Origin of the sequence: Nonomuraea dietziae (assembly GCF_014195505.1) — a bacterium.
GTDB lineage: Bacteria > Actinomycetota > Actinomycetes > Streptosporangiales > Streptosporangiaceae > Nonomuraea > Nonomuraea roseola.
The window spans coordinates 3,813,670-3,831,343 of record NZ_JACIBV010000001.1; the positions used below are offsets into that span (position 1 = coordinate 3,813,670).

20 protein-coding genes and 1 pseudogene are annotated in these 17,674 nt (G+C 69.4%); 8 read left to right on the forward strand and 13 right to left on the reverse strand.

The window, feature by feature from the left end; translation table 11 throughout:
- Positions 1 to 14: 14 nt before the first annotated feature.
- The 6 genes and pseudogenes from FHR33_RS18145 to FHR33_RS18165 all read right to left on the reverse strand — a co-directional run bounded on the left by FHR33_RS18145 (position 15) and on the right by FHR33_RS18165 (position 5,087).
- Entirely contained in the window at positions 15 to 728 is a 714-nt protein-coding gene (locus tag FHR33_RS18145; RefSeq protein ID WP_183648977.1) for a hypothetical protein, read from the reverse strand.
- Between the two features lie 73 nt (positions 729 to 801).
- On the reverse strand, positions 802 to 1,794 hold the full coding sequence (locus FHR33_RS18150) for an MFS transporter (protein WP_312895598.1): 993 nt from the start codon (positions 1,792 to 1,794) through the stop codon (positions 802 to 804).
- An 82-nt stretch (positions 1,795 to 1,876) separates the two neighbouring features.
- A pseudogene (locus tag FHR33_RS50330) lies at positions 1,877 to 2,062 on the reverse strand (MFS transporter); the annotation flags it as partial.
- 144 nt (positions 2,063 to 2,206) lie between these two features.
- On the reverse strand, positions 2,207 to 3,079 hold the full coding sequence (locus tag FHR33_RS18155; protein ID WP_183648979.1) for a zinc metalloprotease: 873 nt from the start codon (positions 3,077 to 3,079) through the stop codon (positions 2,207 to 2,209).
- Between the two features lie 77 nt (positions 3,080 to 3,156).
- Positions 3,157 to 3,414 (reverse strand): DUF3039 domain-containing protein, encoded by a 258-nt coding sequence (locus tag FHR33_RS18160; RefSeq protein WP_183648981.1) that lies wholly within the window; start codon positions 3,412 to 3,414, stop codon positions 3,157 to 3,159.
- Positions 3,415 to 3,506: 92 nt separating this feature from the next.
- Positions 3,507 to 5,087 (reverse strand): DHA2 family efflux MFS transporter permease subunit, encoded by a 1,581-nt coding sequence (locus FHR33_RS18165; protein ID WP_183648983.1) that lies wholly within the window; start codon positions 5,085 to 5,087, stop codon positions 3,507 to 3,509.
- A gap of 124 nt (positions 5,088 to 5,211) precedes the next feature.
- Here FHR33_RS18165 and FHR33_RS18170 point away from each other — a divergent pair, with 124 nt between their 5' ends.
- A complete protein-coding gene (locus FHR33_RS18170) occupies positions 5,212 to 5,829 on the forward strand; it encodes a TetR family transcriptional regulator (protein WP_183648985.1) in 618 nt (205 codons plus the stop codon).
- Between the two features lie 34 nt (positions 5,830 to 5,863).
- Here FHR33_RS18170 and FHR33_RS18175 read toward each other — a convergent pair whose 3' ends face one another.
- Complete coding sequence (locus tag FHR33_RS18175) at positions 5,864 to 6,442, reverse strand: YqgE/AlgH family protein (protein ID WP_183648987.1); 579 nt, start codon at positions 6,440 to 6,442, stop codon at positions 5,864 to 5,866.
- Between the two features lie 122 nt (positions 6,443 to 6,564).
- Between FHR33_RS18175 and FHR33_RS18180 the strand changes: the two genes are divergently transcribed.
- Positions 6,565 to 7,170, forward strand: coding sequence for a hypothetical protein (locus FHR33_RS18180; protein WP_183648990.1), 606 nt, complete (start codon positions 6,565 to 6,567; stop codon positions 7,168 to 7,170).
- 20 nt (positions 7,171 to 7,190) lie between these two features.
- Here FHR33_RS18180 and FHR33_RS18185 read toward each other — a convergent pair whose 3' ends face one another.
- A complete protein-coding gene (locus tag FHR33_RS18185; protein WP_183648994.1) occupies positions 7,191 to 8,600 on the reverse strand; it encodes an NAD-dependent malic enzyme in 1,410 nt (469 codons plus the stop codon).
- A gap of 186 nt (positions 8,601 to 8,786) precedes the next feature.
- On the opposite strand from FHR33_RS18185, the gene FHR33_RS18190 reads away from it, so the two are divergent.
- Positions 8,787 to 9,944 (forward strand): phosphatidylinositol-specific phospholipase C1-like protein, encoded by a 1,158-nt coding sequence (locus FHR33_RS18190; RefSeq protein ID WP_183648997.1) that lies wholly within the window; start codon positions 8,787 to 8,789, stop codon positions 9,942 to 9,944.
- Here FHR33_RS18190 and FHR33_RS18195 read toward each other — a convergent pair.
- Together FHR33_RS18195 and FHR33_RS18200 are read right to left on the reverse strand one after the other, a co-directional pair.
- Positions 9,919 to 10,548 (reverse strand): cytidylate kinase-like family protein, encoded by a 630-nt coding sequence (locus FHR33_RS18195; protein ID WP_183649000.1) that lies wholly within the window; start codon positions 10,546 to 10,548, stop codon positions 9,919 to 9,921. The two genes, FHR33_RS18190 and FHR33_RS18195, sit on opposite strands and share 26 nt — an antisense overlap.
- Positions 10,549 to 10,558: 10 nt before the next feature.
- The gene (locus FHR33_RS18200) at positions 10,559 to 11,500 is read right to left on the reverse strand and encodes a tetratricopeptide repeat protein (RefSeq protein WP_183649003.1); all 942 of its coding nucleotides are present in this window, start codon (positions 11,498 to 11,500) and stop codon (positions 10,559 to 10,561) included.
- Between FHR33_RS18200 and FHR33_RS51770 the strand changes: the two genes are divergently transcribed.
- Positions 11,499 to 11,633, forward strand: coding sequence for a hypothetical protein (locus tag FHR33_RS51770; RefSeq protein WP_281388167.1), 135 nt, complete (start codon positions 11,499 to 11,501; stop codon positions 11,631 to 11,633). The two genes, FHR33_RS18200 and FHR33_RS51770, sit on opposite strands and share 2 nt — an antisense overlap.
- On the opposite strand, the gene FHR33_RS18205 is transcribed toward FHR33_RS51770, so the two are convergent.
- A complete protein-coding gene (locus tag FHR33_RS18205; RefSeq protein WP_183649006.1) occupies positions 11,623 to 12,123 on the reverse strand; it encodes a MarR family winged helix-turn-helix transcriptional regulator in 501 nt (166 codons plus the stop codon). The two genes, FHR33_RS51770 and FHR33_RS18205, sit on opposite strands and share 11 nt — an antisense overlap.
- Before the next feature lie 217 nt (positions 12,124 to 12,340).
- Here FHR33_RS18205 and FHR33_RS18210 point away from each other — a divergent pair, with 217 nt between their 5' ends.
- The 3 genes from FHR33_RS18210 (at position 12,341) to FHR33_RS18220 (ending at position 14,672) form a co-directional block, all read left to right on the forward strand.
- Entirely contained in the window at positions 12,341 to 13,675 is a 1,335-nt protein-coding gene (locus FHR33_RS18210) for a hypothetical protein (RefSeq protein WP_183649009.1), read from the forward strand.
- A 28-nt stretch (positions 13,676 to 13,703) separates the two neighbouring features.
- Entirely contained in the window at positions 13,704 to 14,354 is a 651-nt protein-coding gene (locus FHR33_RS18215; protein ID WP_183649013.1) for a DUF4230 domain-containing protein, read from the forward strand.
- A 159-nt stretch (positions 14,355 to 14,513) separates the two neighbouring features.
- The gene (locus tag FHR33_RS18220; RefSeq protein WP_183649016.1) at positions 14,514 to 14,672 is read left to right on the forward strand and encodes a hypothetical protein; all 159 of its coding nucleotides are present in this window, start codon (positions 14,514 to 14,516) and stop codon (positions 14,670 to 14,672) included.
- A 55-nt stretch (positions 14,673 to 14,727) separates the two neighbouring features.
- On the opposite strand, the gene FHR33_RS18225 is transcribed toward FHR33_RS18220, so the two are convergent.
- Together FHR33_RS18225 and FHR33_RS18230 are read right to left on the reverse strand one after the other, a co-directional pair.
- Complete coding sequence (locus FHR33_RS18225; RefSeq protein ID WP_183649018.1) at positions 14,728 to 15,726, reverse strand: IS481 family transposase; 999 nt, start codon at positions 15,724 to 15,726, stop codon at positions 14,728 to 14,730.
- A gap of 131 nt (positions 15,727 to 15,857) precedes the next feature.
- Positions 15,858 to 17,027, reverse strand: a complete 1,170-nt coding sequence (locus FHR33_RS18230; protein WP_183649021.1) for an acetyl-CoA C-acetyltransferase — start codon at positions 17,025 to 17,027, stop codon at positions 15,858 to 15,860.
- A gap of 83 nt (positions 17,028 to 17,110) precedes the next feature.
- Between FHR33_RS18230 and mce the strand changes: the two genes are divergently transcribed.
- On the forward strand, positions 17,111 to 17,536 hold the full coding sequence (gene mce, locus FHR33_RS18235; protein ID WP_183649024.1) for a methylmalonyl-CoA epimerase: 426 nt from the start codon (positions 17,111 to 17,113) through the stop codon (positions 17,534 to 17,536).
- The last annotated feature ends 138 nt before the right edge of the window (positions 17,537 to 17,674 follow it).

Genomic DNA, 17,674 nt, shown 5'->3' on the forward strand with positions numbered 1-17,674 from the left:
GCGTGCTATTGGGCTTATCGCACGCTCGTCATGACCGCGTCGAGCGCCTGCCTGCTGGTGGTTTCGTCGGGTTGGAGCAGCCCGACGACGACGACCGTCCTGCCGGGTTTCGTGAGAAGCATCACTCGAAGATACGCCGGGCGGTTCACCACGTCCTTGTACTCAGCGCGCAGCGAACGCGTGTGCCCGCCGTACGGGCCGATCGTGATGGGCCTGTCCTCGACGACGCTCACCCTGTCGCCGTGGAGCAGCAGCCTGGAGTAGAGCTCGGCCGCCTGCGCCGTGGCCTTGGCCGCGTCGGAGGGCGCGCCGCTGGGCCTGGCCATGACCAGGGTGTCGAGGCCGTGCCGGGCGGCCGAGGTGAAGCCCGTGACGGGAGGAACGGGGTCCTGCCGCCACCCTTCGGGCAGCGGGATCTCCACGGCGGCCGTGGCGTCGATCAGCATCGCCGTCCTGGCCTGCTCGGGTACGGCCAGCCGCAGCACGACCGTGGCGAGCCCGGCGACCAGCCCGCCCGCCACGATCATGGCGAGCAGCGCCCCCGCCCTGCGCGGCCACCGGCGCGGCCTCCTGGGCGCGGCCGGCGCGCCGTACAGCCTGGCCGAGGGGGGCAGCGAGTCGGGCGGCGAGTCGGGCAGGGAACGCTCCGCCGTCCGCCTGAGCTCCGGGTTCCACGGAGGGTCCGAGTCGTGCGAACCCGGCGGCCAGACCCGTCGATCGTCCTCCATCTGGCCGTCTTATCACTCATGCGGACGGCCATCAGGGGATTCGTGATCGCTGGGGCGAGAGGGGGAAATGAGTTCAGGTTCTGACCCTGGAGGCGATCACCACGGCGGCGAGCGAGACGGCGCCCATCAGCAGCGCGATCACGACGAAGCCGGTGGAGATCTGGGCGGGCGCGTGGCCGATGAGGTTGATCAGCGCGCCGCCGACGCCGATGGCGAGGGCGGAGCCGAGGGTGTCCATGACCTGCATCGCGGCGGAGTTCTTGCCCTGCTCGGCCTCGGGCGACTGCCTCAACATGGTCACGCCGACCGTGGTGACGGAGATGCCCATGCCGAGCCCGCCGACGATCCACGCGGGCACCGCGATCCAGCCGCTGACGAGGGGCAGCGCGGTGAGCATCGTGCCGAGCACGCCGACCAGCACGGCCGCGGCGCCGATCCTCAGCAGCTTCTCGGCGGGATAGCCGCTCCTGCTCTGCAGGTAGGCGCCCGCGGACCAGCCCAGCGCGCCGGTGGTGAGTGCGATGCCCGCCTCGGCGGTGCCGAACTGCTTGACCTGCGTGAGCATCAGCGGGATGAAGGAGTTGACGCCGAAGAACGCGGCGGAGTACATGCCGCGCATCATGATCGTGGTGGGCAGGCCCCTGGCGAACCTGAGCGCCCCCTTGGGCAGCAGCCTCGGCAGGCCCAGGACGAGCAGCGCCAGGCCGCCCACGGTGGCGAGGGAGCCCTCGACGGGCGAGGTGTGCACGCGGTCCACCCCGAACAGCAGCAGGGCCGCTCCGCCCGCCGTGGCGGCAGCGGCCATGACGCGGGGCAGGGCCCTCGCGCCCGGCTCGGGGGTGCCCCGCGAGCTCTGCCTGAGCGCGGGCAGCAGCATGAGCAGGGCGGGCACGATGAGCGGGCAGATGCCGTAGAAGACCCACCGCCAGCCGACGGTGTCGGCCACGAGGCCCGCGACGGCGGGGCCGACCATGGCGGGGACCACCCAGGCGGCGGAGATGGCAGCGAAGATCCTGCCTCTGGCCTCGGGGGCGTAGACCCTGGCGATCATGACGTAGATGGCCACGATGGTGGAGCCGCCGCCCAGGCCCCTGCACGACCCTGGCCAGGACGAACAGCTCCTTGTTGAGCGCCGCGCCCGCCAGCGCCATGCCGATGACGAACAGCGTGATGCCGGCGATGAACGGCAGCCCGTAGCCCTTCCTGTCCGACCACAACCCCGCCACGACGTTGGCGAACAGTCCGCCGATGAGGAAGGCGGAGAAGCTCATGCCGTACAGGTTGAGCGCGTCGAGTTCTTCGGAGATGGCGGGCATGACGACGCCGACGGACATGCCCTCGAAGGCGACGAGGGTGACGCAGAGGAGGATGCCGAGGCTCGCGGCGCGGTACTCAGGACCGAAGATGCGAGGGGTTGCGTATGGAGTGTCGAGTGCCTTCGGTGCTGTCACTCGAACATCCTAGTTGGACGGGGTCGGCTAGACCTGTGCGCGGTAGGCCGACCACATCTCGTGCATCCGGTCGACCTGCCCCTGCGTGAACTCCGACATGCAGCGATCATGGGTGTAGTCCATGTAGTTGTGGATCGGGTCGGCCCCCGGCGCGCTGCACGTGTCCTTGCTCTCGGGACATCCCACGGTGGGGGTGGCCTGGGGCGGGGTGTCTTCGACGCCGTCGCCAGGAGCCTCGCAGCCGTTCTCGAAGGTGTGGAACAGGCCCAGCCAGTGACCGATCTCGTGCACGCTGGTGAAGCCGCGGTCGAAGTCGGCCAGTGAGCCGCCGGGCAGGCTGCGCCAGTCGATGACGACACCGTCGAGGTGAGGGGCGGTCGTGTACCAGAAGGGATAGGTCGAGTACCCCAGCACGAGCTCGGCCAGCTGGCCGATGTACAGGTTGAGAGTGCCGGGGCCGCCCCGCCGCAGCTCGGTCTTCATCTCCGTCTCGTGGGCCAGCGGGTTGGCGAACCACTCGGCCTTGGCGGTCACCGTGACGCCTTCGAGACGGAAGCGCACGTGGGTGTCGACCCCGCCGTAGGTGCCCGCGTAGGCGGCGTTGAGGGTCGCCACCTGGGCCGTGACCGCCTCGTCAGGAGCCCTGCGGGCGCCGTCGGTCAGGACGTGGACCCACAGAGGGACGGCGATGGGCGCGGTGAGAGCGGCGGAGGTGCTGTCGCGCGAGGCGAGATCGGCGAGCATGGCCGCCACGGGGACGGACTCAGGGCGTGCGTCGCCCCTGCCGTTTCTCGAGGCCGGCGAGCAGCCTCCCGCGGCCGTGGCGGGCGCGCTCGCCACGGCCAAGGGCCAGGCGGCGAGCAGGCACACCAGAGCAGCGGCGGTCGTACGCCGGGCCATGCGATCCCCCGATGCGGCATGAGCTGGTCAATATCGCGACCTTAGCTGCGCCTCGGGGGATTTCACGTGATCAACACTCACTGCTTGCCGTCGTCACCGTCGCCGCCCTGGGGCAGCCCTTCGTAGATCTCCTTGCACTCCGGGCAGACCGGGTACTTCTTCGGATCGCGGCTGGGCACCCAGATCTTGCCGCACAGGGCGCGGATCGGCGTGCCGGTCACCATGCTCTCGGTGATCTTGTGCTTGTCGGCATAGTGGGCGAACCGTTCGTGGTCGCCGTCGCCGTGCGAGAGCCGCGGGGTTGTTTCCTGCTCTGGAAGGATCTTCGTGCTCACGCCATCGAGTGTATGCGGCCGACGCCTCCGCTCCACACAGAGAGACGGCTCCCGCCTTGGTCGGACGGGAGCCGTGGAAGGTGATGCCGAGATCAGCCGACGTGGATGGGAGCACCCTCGGTCGGCGTGGCGCCACGCTTGACGAACAGCGCCAGCAGCGCGGTGAGGATGGCCACGCCCGTGCTCACCAGGAAGGCCAGGTGCATGCCGTCCATGAAGGAGTTGTGCACGGCGTCGGTGATCACCTGGGCCGCCTGCGCGGTCAGGCCCTGGGTGGGCGCGACGCCGAAGGCCGCGGCCTGTTCGAGCTGGCTCATCTGGGCGGGCGGGATGGCCTGCGCGGCGGGGCCGAGGTAGCCGGGCAGCCTGCTGGCGATCTCACCTGCCATGACCGCGCCCAGGATGGCCGTGCCCAGCGCGCCGCCGATCTGCATGGCCGACTGCTGAACACCACCCGCGACACCGGCGTACTGGGGTTCGACGTTGCCCACGATGATCTCGGTGGCGCCGACGAAGACCGGCGACAGACCGAAGGCGAGGACCAGGAACGGGATCCCGCTGTCGACGAACGAGGCCTCGATGCCCAGCCTGGACATGAGGAACATGGCCAGCGCCGTGATCACCAGGCCCGCGGCCATGGTGATCTTCGGGCCCAGCCTGCCGATCGCGATGCCGGCGAGTGGGGAGGCGATGATCATGCCGGCGCTCATCGGCAGCATGCGCACGCCCGCCTCGAGCGGGGTCAGGCCGTGCACGCCCTGGAAGAAGAAGCCGAGGAAGAACATCGCGCCGAACATCGCGAACGCGACCATCATCATCAGCACCGTGCCGATGGCGACCGAGGGGTTCTTGAAGATCGACAGCGGCACCAGGGGCTGCCTGGCCTTGGTCTGCCAGAAGATGAACAGGGCGGTCAGCACGGCGAAGGCGGCGAGGAAGCCCACCGTCTTGGTGTCGCCCCAGCCCCACTCGGGAGCCTTGATGATCGACCAGACCAGCGAGAACATCGCGCCCGACAGCAGCACCACGCCCAGCCAGTCGACCTTGGACAGCAGCTGCGTCTTGCTCTCGTTGATGATCAGCACGCCCATGATCAGGGCGATGATGCCCACGGGGACGTTGATGAAGAACACCGACTGCCAGCTGACGTTCTCCACCAGGAGGCCGCCGACGATCGGGCCGGCCGCGCTGGACAGACCGATGATGCCGCCCCACGCGCCCATCGCCTGGTTCAGCTTCGGGCCGGGGAAGGCGTTGCGCAGCAGCGCCAGGGCGGCGGGCTGAAGCAGCGCGCCGAACAGGCCCTGGAGCACACGCAGGATGATCAACTGGGTGATCGAGGTGGTGAAGCCGATCGCCAACGAGGTGAGCGTGAAGCCCGCCACGCCGATCAGGAAGATCCGCTTGTGGCCGAACAGGTCGCCGAGCTTGCCCGCGGTGATCAGGAAGACCGCGAGGGCCAGCAGGTAACCGCTCGTCACCCACTGCAGGTCGGACAGGGTCGCCTTGAGCTCCGCGCCGATGACGGGGTTGGCGATGCCCACCACCGTGCCGTCGAGCATCACCATGATGACGCCCAGCGAGACCGCCAGCAGCGTCAGCCATGGGCTGCCCTTCGCCCCCCCTTCTGGATCTGACGGCGTCTTCGCCGTCATGGTCCCGGCTTCAGCCATGGAAGTCCCCCCTAATGCACACGAATCGGTAGTGCAGGCAAATTTATGGCACAGCATGACAGATGACAAATGGGTTTTATTTGACACTGCCTGACATGTGGCACACTGTGACCGGGAGGTGTCCATGGGTCTACGGGAGCGTAAAAAAGAGAAGACGCGGCTGGCGATCCTCGACGCGGCGCTCGACCTGTTCCTCGAACAAGGATACGAGACGACCACCGTGGAGCAGATCGCGGGGTCCGTCGAGATCTCGGCCCGCACGTTCTTCCGCTACTTCACCAGCAAGGAGCACGTGGTCCTGTGGTTCCACGACCACAGCGAGGAGGTCGTCACCGAGGCGCTCCAGCGCAGGCCGGAGGACGAGCCGCCCTTCCAGTCGCTCCTGCACGCGCTGCGCGTGATGCTGAGCGAGTTCAACGACGCGACACCTGAGGAGACCGAAAGATTCCTCAAGATGCAACGTCTCATCGAGAACAACCCCGCGCTGGCGGGCAAGAGCGTGGCCCGCGGCGTCGAGACCGAACGGCGCATGGCCGTCGAGGTCGCCAGACGGCAGGGCCTCGACCCCGCCGTCCACCAGCTGCCCCACCTGGTCGTCGCCTACGCCATGGCCACGGTCAGGGTCGGCTTCGAGTGCCCGAGGCCGAAGGTGACCGGCATGGGCGAGATGTTCGAGCGCGTCGACGCCGCGCTCATGCTCGCCGAGCGCAGCTTCCGCCCCGGCTGGGACCTGGCGGGCTAGCCGGAGGCCCTCGAAGACCCTTGTGGAACTCGGCCTAGTTCATCGTCGGGTCGTCGGGGTGCGTGGCCACGAAGGCCAGCTCCCCCCGCTGGCGGCGCAGCACCGAGCGCCACAGCCGTCCGGGATCGGCGTCGAAGGTGTCGCCGACCTCCGAGTCGACGACGTACCACGCCCCCTCGGCGATCTCGCTCTCCAGCTGGCCCGACGTCCAGCCCGCGTAGCCGGCGAAGATCCGCATCTGGGCGATCTCGCCGGCCAGGATCTCCGGCGGCGCGTCGAGATCGACCGTGCCGAGCCTGGAGACCGCGGGCGTGCCCGCGTGCAGACGACGCCAGCCCAGCGGCTCCTCCCCGCTCGGCACCGCGGCCAGCGCCAGCGCGCTGTCGGTCTGCACAGGACCGCCCTCGAACAACACGGCAGGACCGCTCACCAGCGCGTCCCACACCGGCAACACCTGCGTGACGGCGATCTCGCTGGGCCGGTTCAGCACGACACCGAGAGTGCCGCCGTCGGCGTCGTGTTCGAGGATCAGCACCACACTCCGCCGGAAGTTGGGATCGTCGAGCAGTGGCGTCGCCACCAACAACCCGCCGACGTAGATCGCCTCCGCCATGCCTCCATCATGACCGGTCCCGAGCCGATCCCGCGCCCCCGAGTGACGGATGTTACCGAGCGCACACATATGGGCACTGTACGTAGCAAAGATCACAATCTTGGAAGTGCTCGGGAGGAGCAATGACCACCCGGAGACGCCTCGCCCTCTCCCTGCTGCTGATGCCGACAGGGGCGATGCTCCTCTTTCCGATGGCCGCCTCCGCGGATGACCGAAGAGACAGCGACCCGTTCACCATGACCGTCCGCGAGCAGAACTGCGCCACGAACATGGTGCCGGTGCTGCTCCAGAGCAACAGCGACTACGCCGCGGGCTTCACCGTGAAGAGGGACGACCACCTGGTCGAGCGGGGCACGGTGAAGGCGCGCAGGAGCACCACCGTCTACGTCCCCGTCCCCAGGGGAAGCTCGGCCAGCATCGAGGTCGACTACGTCGGCAACGCGCACGACGACAAGCTGGTCGACCGCCAGCGGGTCTACAACGACTGCACGAGCCGCTCAGGCGACTGGGGGCACGGCAGGTGGCAGAACTGGGGCGACCGCGACCACGGTTTGCCCTACACCGGGCCTCCCGCCGACCTGATGGGCAAGCTGGCGACAGGGGCGGCGCTCGTGCTGATGGGCGGCATCGTGTGGTGGTACGGCTCCATCTGGCCGCGTCAGACCCCCGACGGCGACTTCTCCCCCACGCGGACGGCCGGCGGGCGCCACCCCGGCGTCAAGGACTGAAACGCGGGGAGCGGCGCCGGTCAGGCCTCGGTGAAGCCGCGCGCCCTGCCGCCCGCCGACTCCCTGACGGCCGCCGCGACGGCGGTGGACACGTCGGGGTGGAAGACGCTGGGGACGATGTAGTTGGGGCCGAGCTCCTCAGGGGTGACCACGGCGGCCAGCGCGCCCGCCGCCGCCAGGAGCATCTGCTCGGTGACCTCCGTGGCCTGGGCGTCGAGCAGGCCGCGGAAGACGCCGGGGAAGGCCAGCACGTTGTTGATCTGGTTGGGGTAGTCGGAGCGGCCGGTGGCCACCACGGCGGCGTGCTCGCGGGCGTCGTCCGGCGAGACCTCGGGCTCGGGGTTGGCCAGGGCGAACACCACGGCGTTCGAGGCCATGGTGGCGATGTCGTCGCCGGTCAGGATGCCGGGAGCCGAGACGCCGACGAAGACGTCCGCGCCCTTGACCGCGCCGCGCAGGTCGCCGGAGTAGCCCTCGGCGTTGGTGTGCTCGGCGATCCAGCGCAGGGAGTCGTCGAGGTCGTCGCGGCCCAGGTGGACGGCGCCGAGGTAGTCGCAGACGACCACGTTGCGGGCGCCGGCGGCCAGCAGCAGGCGCAGGACGGCGGTGCCGGCCGCGCCGGCGCCCGCCATCGCGATGCGGACGTCCTCGATGCGCTTGTCGACCACGCGCAGGGCGTTGGTCAGGGCGGCGAGCACGCAGATCGCGGTGCCGTGCTGGTCGTCGTGGAAGACGGGGATGTCGAGCAGGTCTCTGAGCCTGGCCTCGACCTCGAAGCAGCGCGGCGCGGAGATGTCCTCCAGGTTGATGCCGCCGAAGCCGGGCGCGATGGCGCGGACGATGGAGACGATCTCGTCGACGTCCTGGGTGTCGAGGCAGATGGGCCACGCGTCGATGCCGGCGAAGCGCTTGAACAGCGCCGCCTTGCCCTCCATGACCGGCAGCGCGGCGGCGGGGCCGATGTTGCCGAGGCCGAGGACGGCCGAGCCGTCGGTGACCACGGCGACGCTGTTGCGCTTGATGGTGAGGCGGCGGGCGTCCTCGGGGTTGCGGGCGATGGCCATGGAGACGCGGGCGACGCCGGGGGTGTAGGCCATCGACAGCTCGTCGCGGTTGCGCAGCGGCACCTTCGACTGCATCTCGATCTTGCCGCCGAGGTGCATGAGGAAGGTCCGGTCGGAGACCTTGTGGATGACGACGCCCTCGACCGCCTCGAGCTGGTCGACGATCTGCTGGGCGTGGTCGGTGTCCCTGGCGGCGCAGGTGACGTCGATGCGGAGCTTCTCGTGCCCCGCGTTGGTGACGTCGAGTGCGGTGACCACGCCACCTGCCGACTCGACCGCGTGGGTCAGCTGGCTGACGGCCTTGCCGCCGGCGGGGACCTCGAGTCGCACGGTGATGGAGTAAGACACGCTCGGGACGGTGGCCACGTCAATCGCTCCTTTGCGCCTGACCAAGGATGCATCCATGGTGCCACCTCCGGCGAGTCCTCTCGACAACGCTCTTGACCGGATTGTTTACGGACATTTCCGAAATGGGAGAACTCTTTCTTGATCGGGTGTTCATCACCCCCGGCGACTGTCGGGGGCGCCCCCACGAACCCCTCGAGGAGCCACATGTCCCGTGTGACCGCCCTGCTCGCCGCGACCGCGCTCGCCGTCCTCAGCTCCGCCGCCCCCGCCGTGGGGACGACAGCCAGGTCGGACGTCAGGATCAACCAGATCCAGACGATCGCCACCCACAACAGCTATCACCGCGAGGTGACCGACGCGGAGAAGGACGTCCAGCGGAAGACGGACGCCAACTGGTGGAACCTGCAGTACTCGCACGCGGCGCTCCCCCACCAGTTCGCCTCGCAGCGGGTGCGCGGCATCGAGCTCGACGTCTTCCCCGACCCGCAGGGCGGCCTGTACTCCAAGCCGCTGGTCAGGCGCGACGCGGGCCTGCCGCCCCTCGACGACCCGGACCTCACCAAGCCCGGGTTCAAGGTGCTGCACTGGGGCGACCACGACTACGCCACCACCTGTTCGGCCCTGGTCACGTGCCTGCGCCAGGTGCGCGACTGGTCGGACGCCAACCCGGGGCACGTCCCGATCACGATCCTCACCGAGCTGAAGACGACCGACCCCGCCAAGGAGGCCGTGGGCGGCGCCAAGAGCGGCCCGTGGACCGCCGCCCTGCTCGACGCCCTGGACGCGGAGATCCGCACGGTCTTTCCCGACGACCGGCTCATCACCGCCGACGACGTGCGCAGGCCCGGCCTGTCCCTGGAGGAGAGCGTGCTGCGGCACGGCTGGCCGCGGCTCAGCGACTCCCGCGGCAAGGTGCTGTTCTTCATGGACAACCAGTCGGCCGCCGTCCAGACGCCCTACCTGGCCGGGCGTCCGAACCTGGAGGGCAGGGTGCTGTTCACCAACTCCAGGCCGGGCCGTCCCGACGCCGCCTTCATCGGGTGGAACGACCCGCTCGGCGCCAACACCGCCCAGATCCAGGACTTCGTGCGGCGCGGCTACTACGTCCGCACCCGCTCCGACGTGCCGTTCACCGAGGCCCGTTCCGGCGACACCACGCGGCTGAAGGCGGCGCTCGAGAGCGGCGCCCAGATGATCAGCACGGACTTCCCCGTGATCGGCCTGTCGGCCCGCAACGGCAGCGACTACGTCGCCGAGCTGCCCGGCGGAGCGATCGCGCGGTGCAACCCGCTCGTCGCGCCGCGCGGCTGCCAGGACCACCGCCTGGAGCCGCGCCTCAGTTCACAGCCTCAGCAGCGATGACGATCAGCTCGACGCAGGCCTGCACCGGGATGGTCGTGCTGTCGACCACGAGCTGGTAGAGCCGCGGATCGGCGGGGTCGGCCCGGTAGAAGTGCCTGACATAGGCCGACCTCGCCCTGTCGTTGTCCTCGACCAGCTTGCGGGCCGCCCGCTCGGAGACCTCCGACAGGGCGGCGGTCTGCAGGATCCGCCTGCGCGCCGGCGCGTCGAGGCGCACGTGCAGGGCCCCAGGGTGCTCGGCCAGCACGAGCGCCCCCGCGCGGCCGAGGAAGACCCCACCGCTCGCCCGCGCGGTCTCCTTGATCATGCGTTCGGTCCTGGTGACGAACTCCTCCGGCGGGAGCGGCATCGCGCCGGGCAGGTACATGTCGACGCCGCCGAAGGTGACCGTCGGCAGCCGCATCGCCCCCGACAGCAGGCGGCCGAGCCCGTGCTCGGCCCTGTCGTCGTGGACGAGCGCCTCCTCGATCGAGCAGCCGAGCTCCTCGGCCACCGCACTCGGGATCGCCCTGTCGACGAAGGGCACACCGAGGCGTTCGGCTACCGCCGGGCCGATGACGCTGCCGGCCGTGCCGTACGTCGCCGAGATCGTGACGACCCGCATACCTCTCAGATTAGAACAGTGCGCTCGAAAGCGCTCTTCTCGCTTTCACCAGGGCGGGGTCGTCACCGGGCAGCGCGTCGAACAGGCCGAGCAGGTGCTTCCTGACGGTGTCGCGCTCGTCGCCCGAGGTGCGCTTGACGACGGAGACCAGCCTGTCGAAGGCCTGCTCGACGTTTCCCGAGAGCATCTCCAGGTCGGCGGCCAGCAGCTGGGCCTCGATGTCGGCGGGGTCGCCCAGGCGGCGGTCGACGTCGGCCGGGTCGACCGAGGCGGTCCTCCTGATCAGGCCGACGCCCGCGAGGCCCATCCTGGCGTCCTCGTTGCCGGGGGCGCGGGCCAGCAGCCGCTCGTAGGCGGCGGCGGCCGCGTCGAGGTCGCCCTGGTCGATGGCCTGCTCGGCGGCCACCAGGTCGGGGTCGGCGGGCGGGCCGTCCTGCTCGGGCGCGCCCGCGGCCTCGCCCTGCTCGCCCTTCGGCCTGGCGTCGGGGTTGGCCTCGTAGAACTGCTCGACGGCGCCCATGAGCTCGTCGAGCCAGCGGCGCACCTCCTGCTCGGGCAGCACCTGCTGGAAACCGGTCACCGCCTGCCCCTGGAAGATGGCCAGCACGGTCGGCACGGCCTGCACGCGCAGCGCCTGGGCGACCTGCGGGCTGGCGTCGACGTTGACCTTGGCGAGCACGGCCCTGCCGCCCAGGTCGGTGATGACCTTCTCGAGGATCGGGCTGAGCTGTGCGCTGCCCTGGGCACGCGGCGACCAGAGGTCGAGGATGACGGGGACCGTCATCGACCGGTCGATGACGTCGGTCGTGAACGTCTCGTCCGTCACGTCGACCACCGACGCCGCAGCCTGGGGCCCCGCGGCCTCTCGCCGGGCCTGCGCCTCGATTGCCTGCTTGCGCGCGCCCAGATCCACTGCTCCGTAGAGCGATCCGGGCCTAGAGATGTCGGCCATGCTCCTCATCTTGCCGCATCGCCGCCGCACCGAGCGCAGGAGCCCGGCCGGAGAGAGCGACGAAGGCCGGGGCGGGCGCGACCGTCAGAGCGCGGAGCGCAGGAGCGGGGCGGGCGCGACCGTCAGGCGCTGAAGTCACCCGCCGCCACTCGCAACGTGCGCAGCAGCCCGAACATCTCGCTGAGTTCGCTCTCGCCGTACATGGTCATGCCGAAGTCAGCGTTCATCAGGTCAGCGGTAGCGGCGTCCACGATCTCCCTGCCCCTGTCGGTGATCTCGGCGAGCACGCCCCTGCCGTCGCGCGGGTTGCGCAGACGGACCACCAGACCGGCCTTCTCCAGGCGATCGACGGTGTTGGTGACGCTCGTGGGATGCACCATGAGGCGCTCGCCGATCTTCGACAGCGGGAGGGCGCCTGTTCTGCTGAAGGTCAACAACACGAGAGCTTCGTATCTGGCGAAGGTCAAGTCATACGGCTTGAGGAGCGAGTCCAGTTGCGACAGCAGGATCTGGTGCGCTCTCATGATCGAAGTGACCGCGGCCATGGCGGAGGACGGCCCGAAGTGAACACGCCAGGTCTCAGCAGCGCGCTCGATCGGATCGAACGGCAGGTTGAGCGACACAGCGCTACGTTAGCGTGCCGCTCGTCCTGGTTCGTATAGTTACCGAGCGCAACCATATTCACCGCTTGACCAAGAACCTGGGCGCTAATCATCACGCTCAGTTATGGTTCTCGCACGAAAAGGTGACGCGGAGCCAGGGGACGGCCATGAGCCGGTGTTCCGCGATCGCTGACCGGGCACGGGGGGTGCTTGATGTATTTCAGCGGGAGGTTTCGCCGTGCGTGAGCACGCCGGCGTCACACGCGAGGAGCTGAAGCAGAGCGCGGCTGTCACGACCGCCGTTCTGCTGGCCGTGGGGCTGGTGGCCGCATGGAGCGTCCTGATACCGGGCGTCGACGCCTGGGAGAACATCGTGGTGGCGGTGATCGGGTCGCTCAAGCTGACCGGTCCCGTCGCGGCCGCGTTCGCGGCCTGGGTGGCCGCGCGCAAGCGCCGCGCCCTGCGCGGCAGGTCGGTCACGACCTGGACCGCGCTCAAGGCGCCACTGGCCATCGTGGTCGTGGTCGTGGGGTCGTTCACCGCGACGGTGCTGGTGCTGGCGGTCAAGACCGTGCTGACCGAGCAGGCGGGGCGGCTCAACCTGGCAGGACTCGGCATGGGCATGGCGGGTCTTGCCCTGTACGCCGTCATCGGATGGGTGACGGGCTGGCTCGTGCCGAACGCGATGACACCGCTGGTGGCGGGTCTCGGGTGCTACGGGCTGTTCACGTGGCTGGCCGAGGGCAAGACGTGGGCCGACAGGCTCGCACCCGGCACGGGTGAGCCTTACGACCTGTTCCAGGGGCTGGCGGGGGCGGCCTTCCTCGACCAGACGCTGTGGCTGCTCGGCATCGCGCTCACCCTGCTGCTCGGCTGGGCGGCGGTGGTGACGCGCCAGGCGCTGGTGCTGGCCTTCGCGCTGCTCGCGGTGCTGGCGGCGGGCACGGGGGTGGCCAGGCTGCTGACCGAGCCCAAGCCCGCCAGCGCGCAGCCGCTGGCCTACAGCTGCCAGGAGTGGCCGATCACGGTCTGCCTGCATCCGGGGATGCGCGGCGGTCTCACCGAGCTCGGCGACGCGTTCACCAAGATCGCTTCCAAGCTGTCGGGCACGCCCGCGGCGTTCACCAGGGTGGAGCAGCGGCCGCTCGGAGAGAGCCTGCGCGCCTCGACCGGCATCGTGCCGATCCACCTGCCCGACCTGTCGGCGGGCTTCGCCGACGAGGCCGCCTACGACTACGTCGAGAGCCTGGCCGCCCCCTGCGGGGACGATCCTGCCGGCGGCTACAGGGAGATCGTGATGGCATGGCTGCGCGGGGAGCCGCTGCCGGGAGGGCCGCTGCCCGAGCACCAGTACGCCGCGGCCTGGTTCTCCGGGCTGACCGAGCACCAGCGTCGCGACTGGCTGCGCATGTTCTACACCGACTTCAAGGCCTGCCAGCTGTCGGCCAGGCACTTCGGCGGCGGACCCGCCGTGGCCTCGCCCGCCCCGACCGCCACGAACACCTATCCGGTCTACCCCACATCCAGCGGTGAGAGCTGGGGACCGGAGATGTCACCGCAGAGCTGGCGTTGATCATGTAGACAGGGGCAGTGAGTTCTACATGACCGTGCAGACGGCGGCCAGGCGCCGCCGATGGCGATATGTGGCGACGGTGTTGGTTCTCACCGTCCTGGCAGTGGTGGGCGGGCGACTGGCGTGGTCGTGGCTCAACCCCCTCGAGGAACGCAGCGTGGACCGCAGCCAGCCCGTGCTGCTGCAGTCCATCCATGACCTGGCCAGGTTCGAGGCGGCGACGGGCAGCTTCCAGGTCGTGGTCGACCTGGAGAAGGACGCGCCCTTCCTGCCCGACGGGATCAAGGGCACCCGCACCCTGTTCGTCGGCGCGGGCAACGTCGACGCGTACGTGGACTTCGGCTCGCTGGCGAAGGACGCGATCACCGTCTCGGCCGACCGCACCCAGGTCACCGTACGGCTGCCGGCCGCCCAGCTGGAGAAGCCGAACCTGGACAACAAGCGCTCCTACGTCTTCGCCCAGCAGCGAGGCCTGTTCGACAGGGTGACCGACTTCCTGTCCTCCTCCCCGCAGAACCAGCAGGAGCTCTACGTCCTGGCTGAGAAGAAGATCGCCGAGGCGGCCGTCGCCAGCGACCTGCGGGCTCGTGCCGACGCCAACACCAAGGCGATGCTGGAGGGCCTCATGAAGTCGCTGGGCTTCACCAAGGTGACGATCGTCGCGGCCGCGGGCCCGTAGGCATCGCGACCTGACGCTCTAGGCATGTCCCCTGCCGACTTAGGCGCAGGGGACCTGCGAGCACGTCCGGAGATAGGGCATCCACCCGATGTGCGGGGGTGGGCCTTAGCCCGAATCTAGAGAGTGTCAGGAAGACGACGAACACCACGGGAGAACCCCATGAGCCCCGAGCTCAACTACCAGATGATGCAGAGCAGGGTCGACGAGCTCCACGCGGCCGCGGCGCACCAGCGCCAGGTCGCCGAGGCCCGCAAGGCGCGGGTCTCCGAGCGCGGCGGCCGCACCAGGGCCTTCTTCGCCCGCCTTCGCACGGCATGACCTCGCACGAAGAGCCCGGCCGCCAACACCTTCGCGGCCGGGCTTTCTGCTTTCCCTAGGTGTACTGCCCAGGGACGTTGGTCAACCTGGTGATGGGTGGTTTGCCGCCGGTAGCGGTGTGGGGCCGGTGGTGATTGTAGTGATGGAGCCAAGCCGGTAGGGCTTTGCGGCGTGCTCGTTCTGAGGTGTAGAAGCGCCCCAGGGCCCAGCCGTCTGCCAGGGTGCGGTGGAAGCGTTCGACTTTGCCGTTGGTCTGAGGGCGGTAGGGGCGGGTCTTCTTGGGCCGGATGCCGAGTTCGGCGCACGCATCACGCCAGGCGTGGGATTTGTAGGCCGATCCGTTGTCGCTGAGGACCCGCTGGATGGTGACACCGCGTTCGGCGAACCAGGCGACGGCGTTGCGCAGGACGTCGATCGCGGTGGCGGCTTTCTCATCGTCACGGATTTCGGCGTAGGCAACGCGTGAGTGGTCATCGACGACGGTGTGCACGAAGGCGGTGCCGATGCGGGGCTCATAGCGGGTGTTGCGGGCGCCGGTGCGGCGAGCGGTGGCCTGTCGGTTGCGCTCGCCTTGGACTCTGCCGAGGTAGCGCCAGCCGCCGCCATCGGGGATGTTGCCGAGTTTCTTGACGTCGACGTGCAGCATCGCGCCGGGCCGGTCGTGCTCGTAGCGTCTGATCGCCTCGCCGGTGGCGCGGTCGATGTGTGAGAGCCGGTTGATCCGGCACCTGCTCAGGACGGCGTGCACGGTCGAGGCCGGCATGCCGAGCCGCCCGGCGATCTGGACCGGGCCCAGACGCTGCTTCCATCGCAGGTGCACGATCTTGCGCACTACCGGCTGCGGCGTCCTGGACGGGCTGCGGTGTGGCCTGGAGGACCGATCGGCCATCGCGGCCGCACCGTGCTGGGCGTAACGACCGGCCCACCGCTTGGCGGTCGGCCAGGACACGTCATAACGCTCCGCGGCTCTGGCGATCGGCCAGCCGTCATCGACGATCAAGCGCGCCAGCCGAAGACGTGCGCGAGGAGTCAAAGCGGCATTAGCGTGGGACACGAAGGCCTCCTGTTGGCGGAGCGGTTCCTAGACAGCTCCACTCCACAACCGGAGGCCTTCGTCATCGCAGATTCAGACCATGTCGTCACACAATCTCAACCAACCTGCCTGGGCAGTACACCTAGGGAGGGCTAGGGGACGCGGATGATCAGGGCGTCGCCCTGGCCGCCGCCACCGCACAGGCCCGCCGCGCCCAGACCGCCGCCGCGCCGCCTGAGCTCGTGGGCGAGGGTCAGCACGATGCGCGCCCCCGACACCCCGATGGGGTGGCCGAGCGCGATGCCGCCGCCGTTGACGTTCACCTTGTCGTAGGGCAGCCCGAGCTCCTTGGCCGACTGGATCACCACGCTGGCGAACGCCTCGTTGATCTCCACCAGATCGAGGTCGTCCACCGACAGCCCCTGCTTGCCGAGCGCGTGCTTGATGGCGTTGGCCGGCTGCGACTGCAGCGAGGCGTCGGGGCCGGCCACGTTGCCGTGCCGCCCGATCTCGGCCAGCCAGCTCAGCCCGAGCTCCTCCGCCTTGGCCCTGGACATGACGACGACCGCGCACGCGCCGTCGGAGATCTGCGAGGCCGACCCCGCGGTGATCGTGCCGTCGGCGGCGAAGGCGGGCCGCAGCTTGCCCAGCGTCTCGACGGTGGTGTCGGGCCTGACGCCCTCGTCGTCGGTGACCAGGCCGCGCTTGGGGACCTCCACGGGCACGATCTCGTCCTCGAACACGCCGTTCTTCATCGCGGCGGCGGCGAGCTGGTGGGAGCGGGCGGAGAACTCGTCCTGCTCGGCCCTTCCGATGCCCAGGCGGGCGTTGTGGCGCTCGGTCGACTCGCCCATCGCGCACTGGTCGAAGGCGCAGAACAGCCCGTCGTGCGCCATCGAGTCGACGACCTGCGAGCCGCCGTACTTCACGCCCTTGCGCAGCCCGGGCAGCAGGTGGGGGGCGTTGGTCATGGACTCCATGCCGCCCGCCACCACGATGTCGAACTCGCCCGCGCGGATCAGCTGGTCGGCCATCGCGATGGCGTCGAGGCCCGACAGGCAGACCTTGTTGATGGTCACCGAGGGCACGCTCATCGGGATGCCCGCCTTGACGGCGGCCTGGCGGGAGGGGATCTGTCCCGCGCCGGCCTGGAGCACCTGCCCCATGATCACGTACTCCACGGCGGAGGGCGCGACTCCGGCGCGGTCGAGGGCGGCCTTGATGGCAAGAGCGCCGAGATCGACGGCCTGGAGGCCGGCGAAGGCGCCGAGCAGGCGTCCGATGGGTGTACGAGCTCCGGCGACGATGACGGAACCAGACATGGCAGGGCCTCCTGTGCACACGAGGGGTCGTTTGACACGATACCCAGGACCACAGGGCCGACCACCATGGAGGCGGGACACACGTGTTTATGCGGATCGACCACATCGGGATCGCCTGCCACGACCTGGAGGAGAAGATCGCGTTGTTCGAGCGGACCTTCGAGCTGACCGTCGTGGCCCGCGAGGTCAACGAGGAGCAGGGCGTCAAGGAGGCCATGCTGCACATCGCCGACGGCGAGGGCGGCGGCTCCTACATCCAGCTCCTCGAACCGCTCTCGGCCGACTCCCCCGTCGGCAAGTTCCTGGCCAGGCGGGGCGAGGGGGTGCACCACGTGGCCTTCGGCGTCCCCGACGTCTCGCAGGCCATGGAGCAGATCGGCGCCAAGGGTGTCAGATTGCTCGACGAGCGGCCCAGGCACGGCTCCATGGGCTCGTCCATAGCGTTTCTGCATCCGAAGGATGTGGGCGGAATGCTCACAGAGCTGGTCCAGGCCGCAGAGGGCCGCTGAACGTAAAAAACGTTCATATGTAACTAGTCGCGCAGATAGTTGGACGGGGCCTCCAAGGCGGCAACAGCGGAGTACGCTGGCCTTCCACCGGACAAGGAGCCTGCTGCCAGGAGCAGGCTCCTGGCTCGGATGTCCCGA

What these genes read in the sequence shown, in the direction of transcription:
- FHR33_RS18165 (WP_183648983.1), bottom strand. Translation starts at nt 5,087, where the DNA reads ATGGCTGAAGCCGGGACCATGACGGCGAAGACGCCGTCAGATCCAGAA.
- FHR33_RS18190 (WP_183648997.1), top strand. Translation starts at nt 8,787, where the DNA reads ATGTCCCGTGTGACCGCCCTGCTCGCCGCGACCGCGCTCGCCGTCCTC.
- FHR33_RS18215 (WP_183649013.1), top strand. Translation starts at nt 13,704, where the DNA reads ATGACCGTGCAGACGGCGGCCAGGCGCCGCCGATGGCGATATGTGGCG.
- FHR33_RS18220 (WP_183649016.1), top strand. Translation starts at nt 14,514, where the DNA reads ATGAGCCCCGAGCTCAACTACCAGATGATGCAGAGCAGGGTCGACGAG.
- FHR33_RS51770 (WP_281388167.1), top strand. Translation starts at nt 11,499, where the DNA reads ATGCTCCTCATCTTGCCGCATCGCCGCCGCACCGAGCGCAGGAGCCCG.
- FHR33_RS18155 (WP_183648979.1), bottom strand. Translation starts at nt 3,079, where the DNA reads ATGGCCCGGCGTACGACCGCCGCTGCTCTGGTGTGCCTGCTCGCCGCC.
- FHR33_RS18175 (WP_183648987.1), bottom strand. Translation starts at nt 6,442, where the DNA reads ATGGCGGAGGCGATCTACGTCGGCGGGTTGTTGGTGGCGACGCCACTG.
- FHR33_RS18145 (WP_183648977.1), bottom strand. Translation starts at nt 728, where the DNA reads ATGGAGGACGATCGACGGGTCTGGCCGCCGGGTTCGCACGACTCGGAC.
- FHR33_RS18170 (WP_183648985.1), top strand. Translation starts at nt 5,212, where the DNA reads ATGGGTCTACGGGAGCGTAAAAAAGAGAAGACGCGGCTGGCGATCCTC.
- FHR33_RS18200 (WP_183649003.1), bottom strand. Translation starts at nt 11,500, where the DNA reads ATGGCCGACATCTCTAGGCCCGGATCGCTCTACGGAGCAGTGGATCTG.
- FHR33_RS18195 (WP_183649000.1), bottom strand. Translation starts at nt 10,548, where the DNA reads ATGCGGGTCGTCACGATCTCGGCGACGTACGGCACGGCCGGCAGCGTC.
- FHR33_RS18180 (WP_183648990.1), top strand. Translation starts at nt 6,565, where the DNA reads ATGACCACCCGGAGACGCCTCGCCCTCTCCCTGCTGCTGATGCCGACA.
- FHR33_RS18230 (WP_183649021.1), bottom strand. Translation starts at nt 17,027, where the DNA reads ATGTCTGGTTCCGTCATCGTCGCCGGAGCTCGTACACCCATCGGACGC.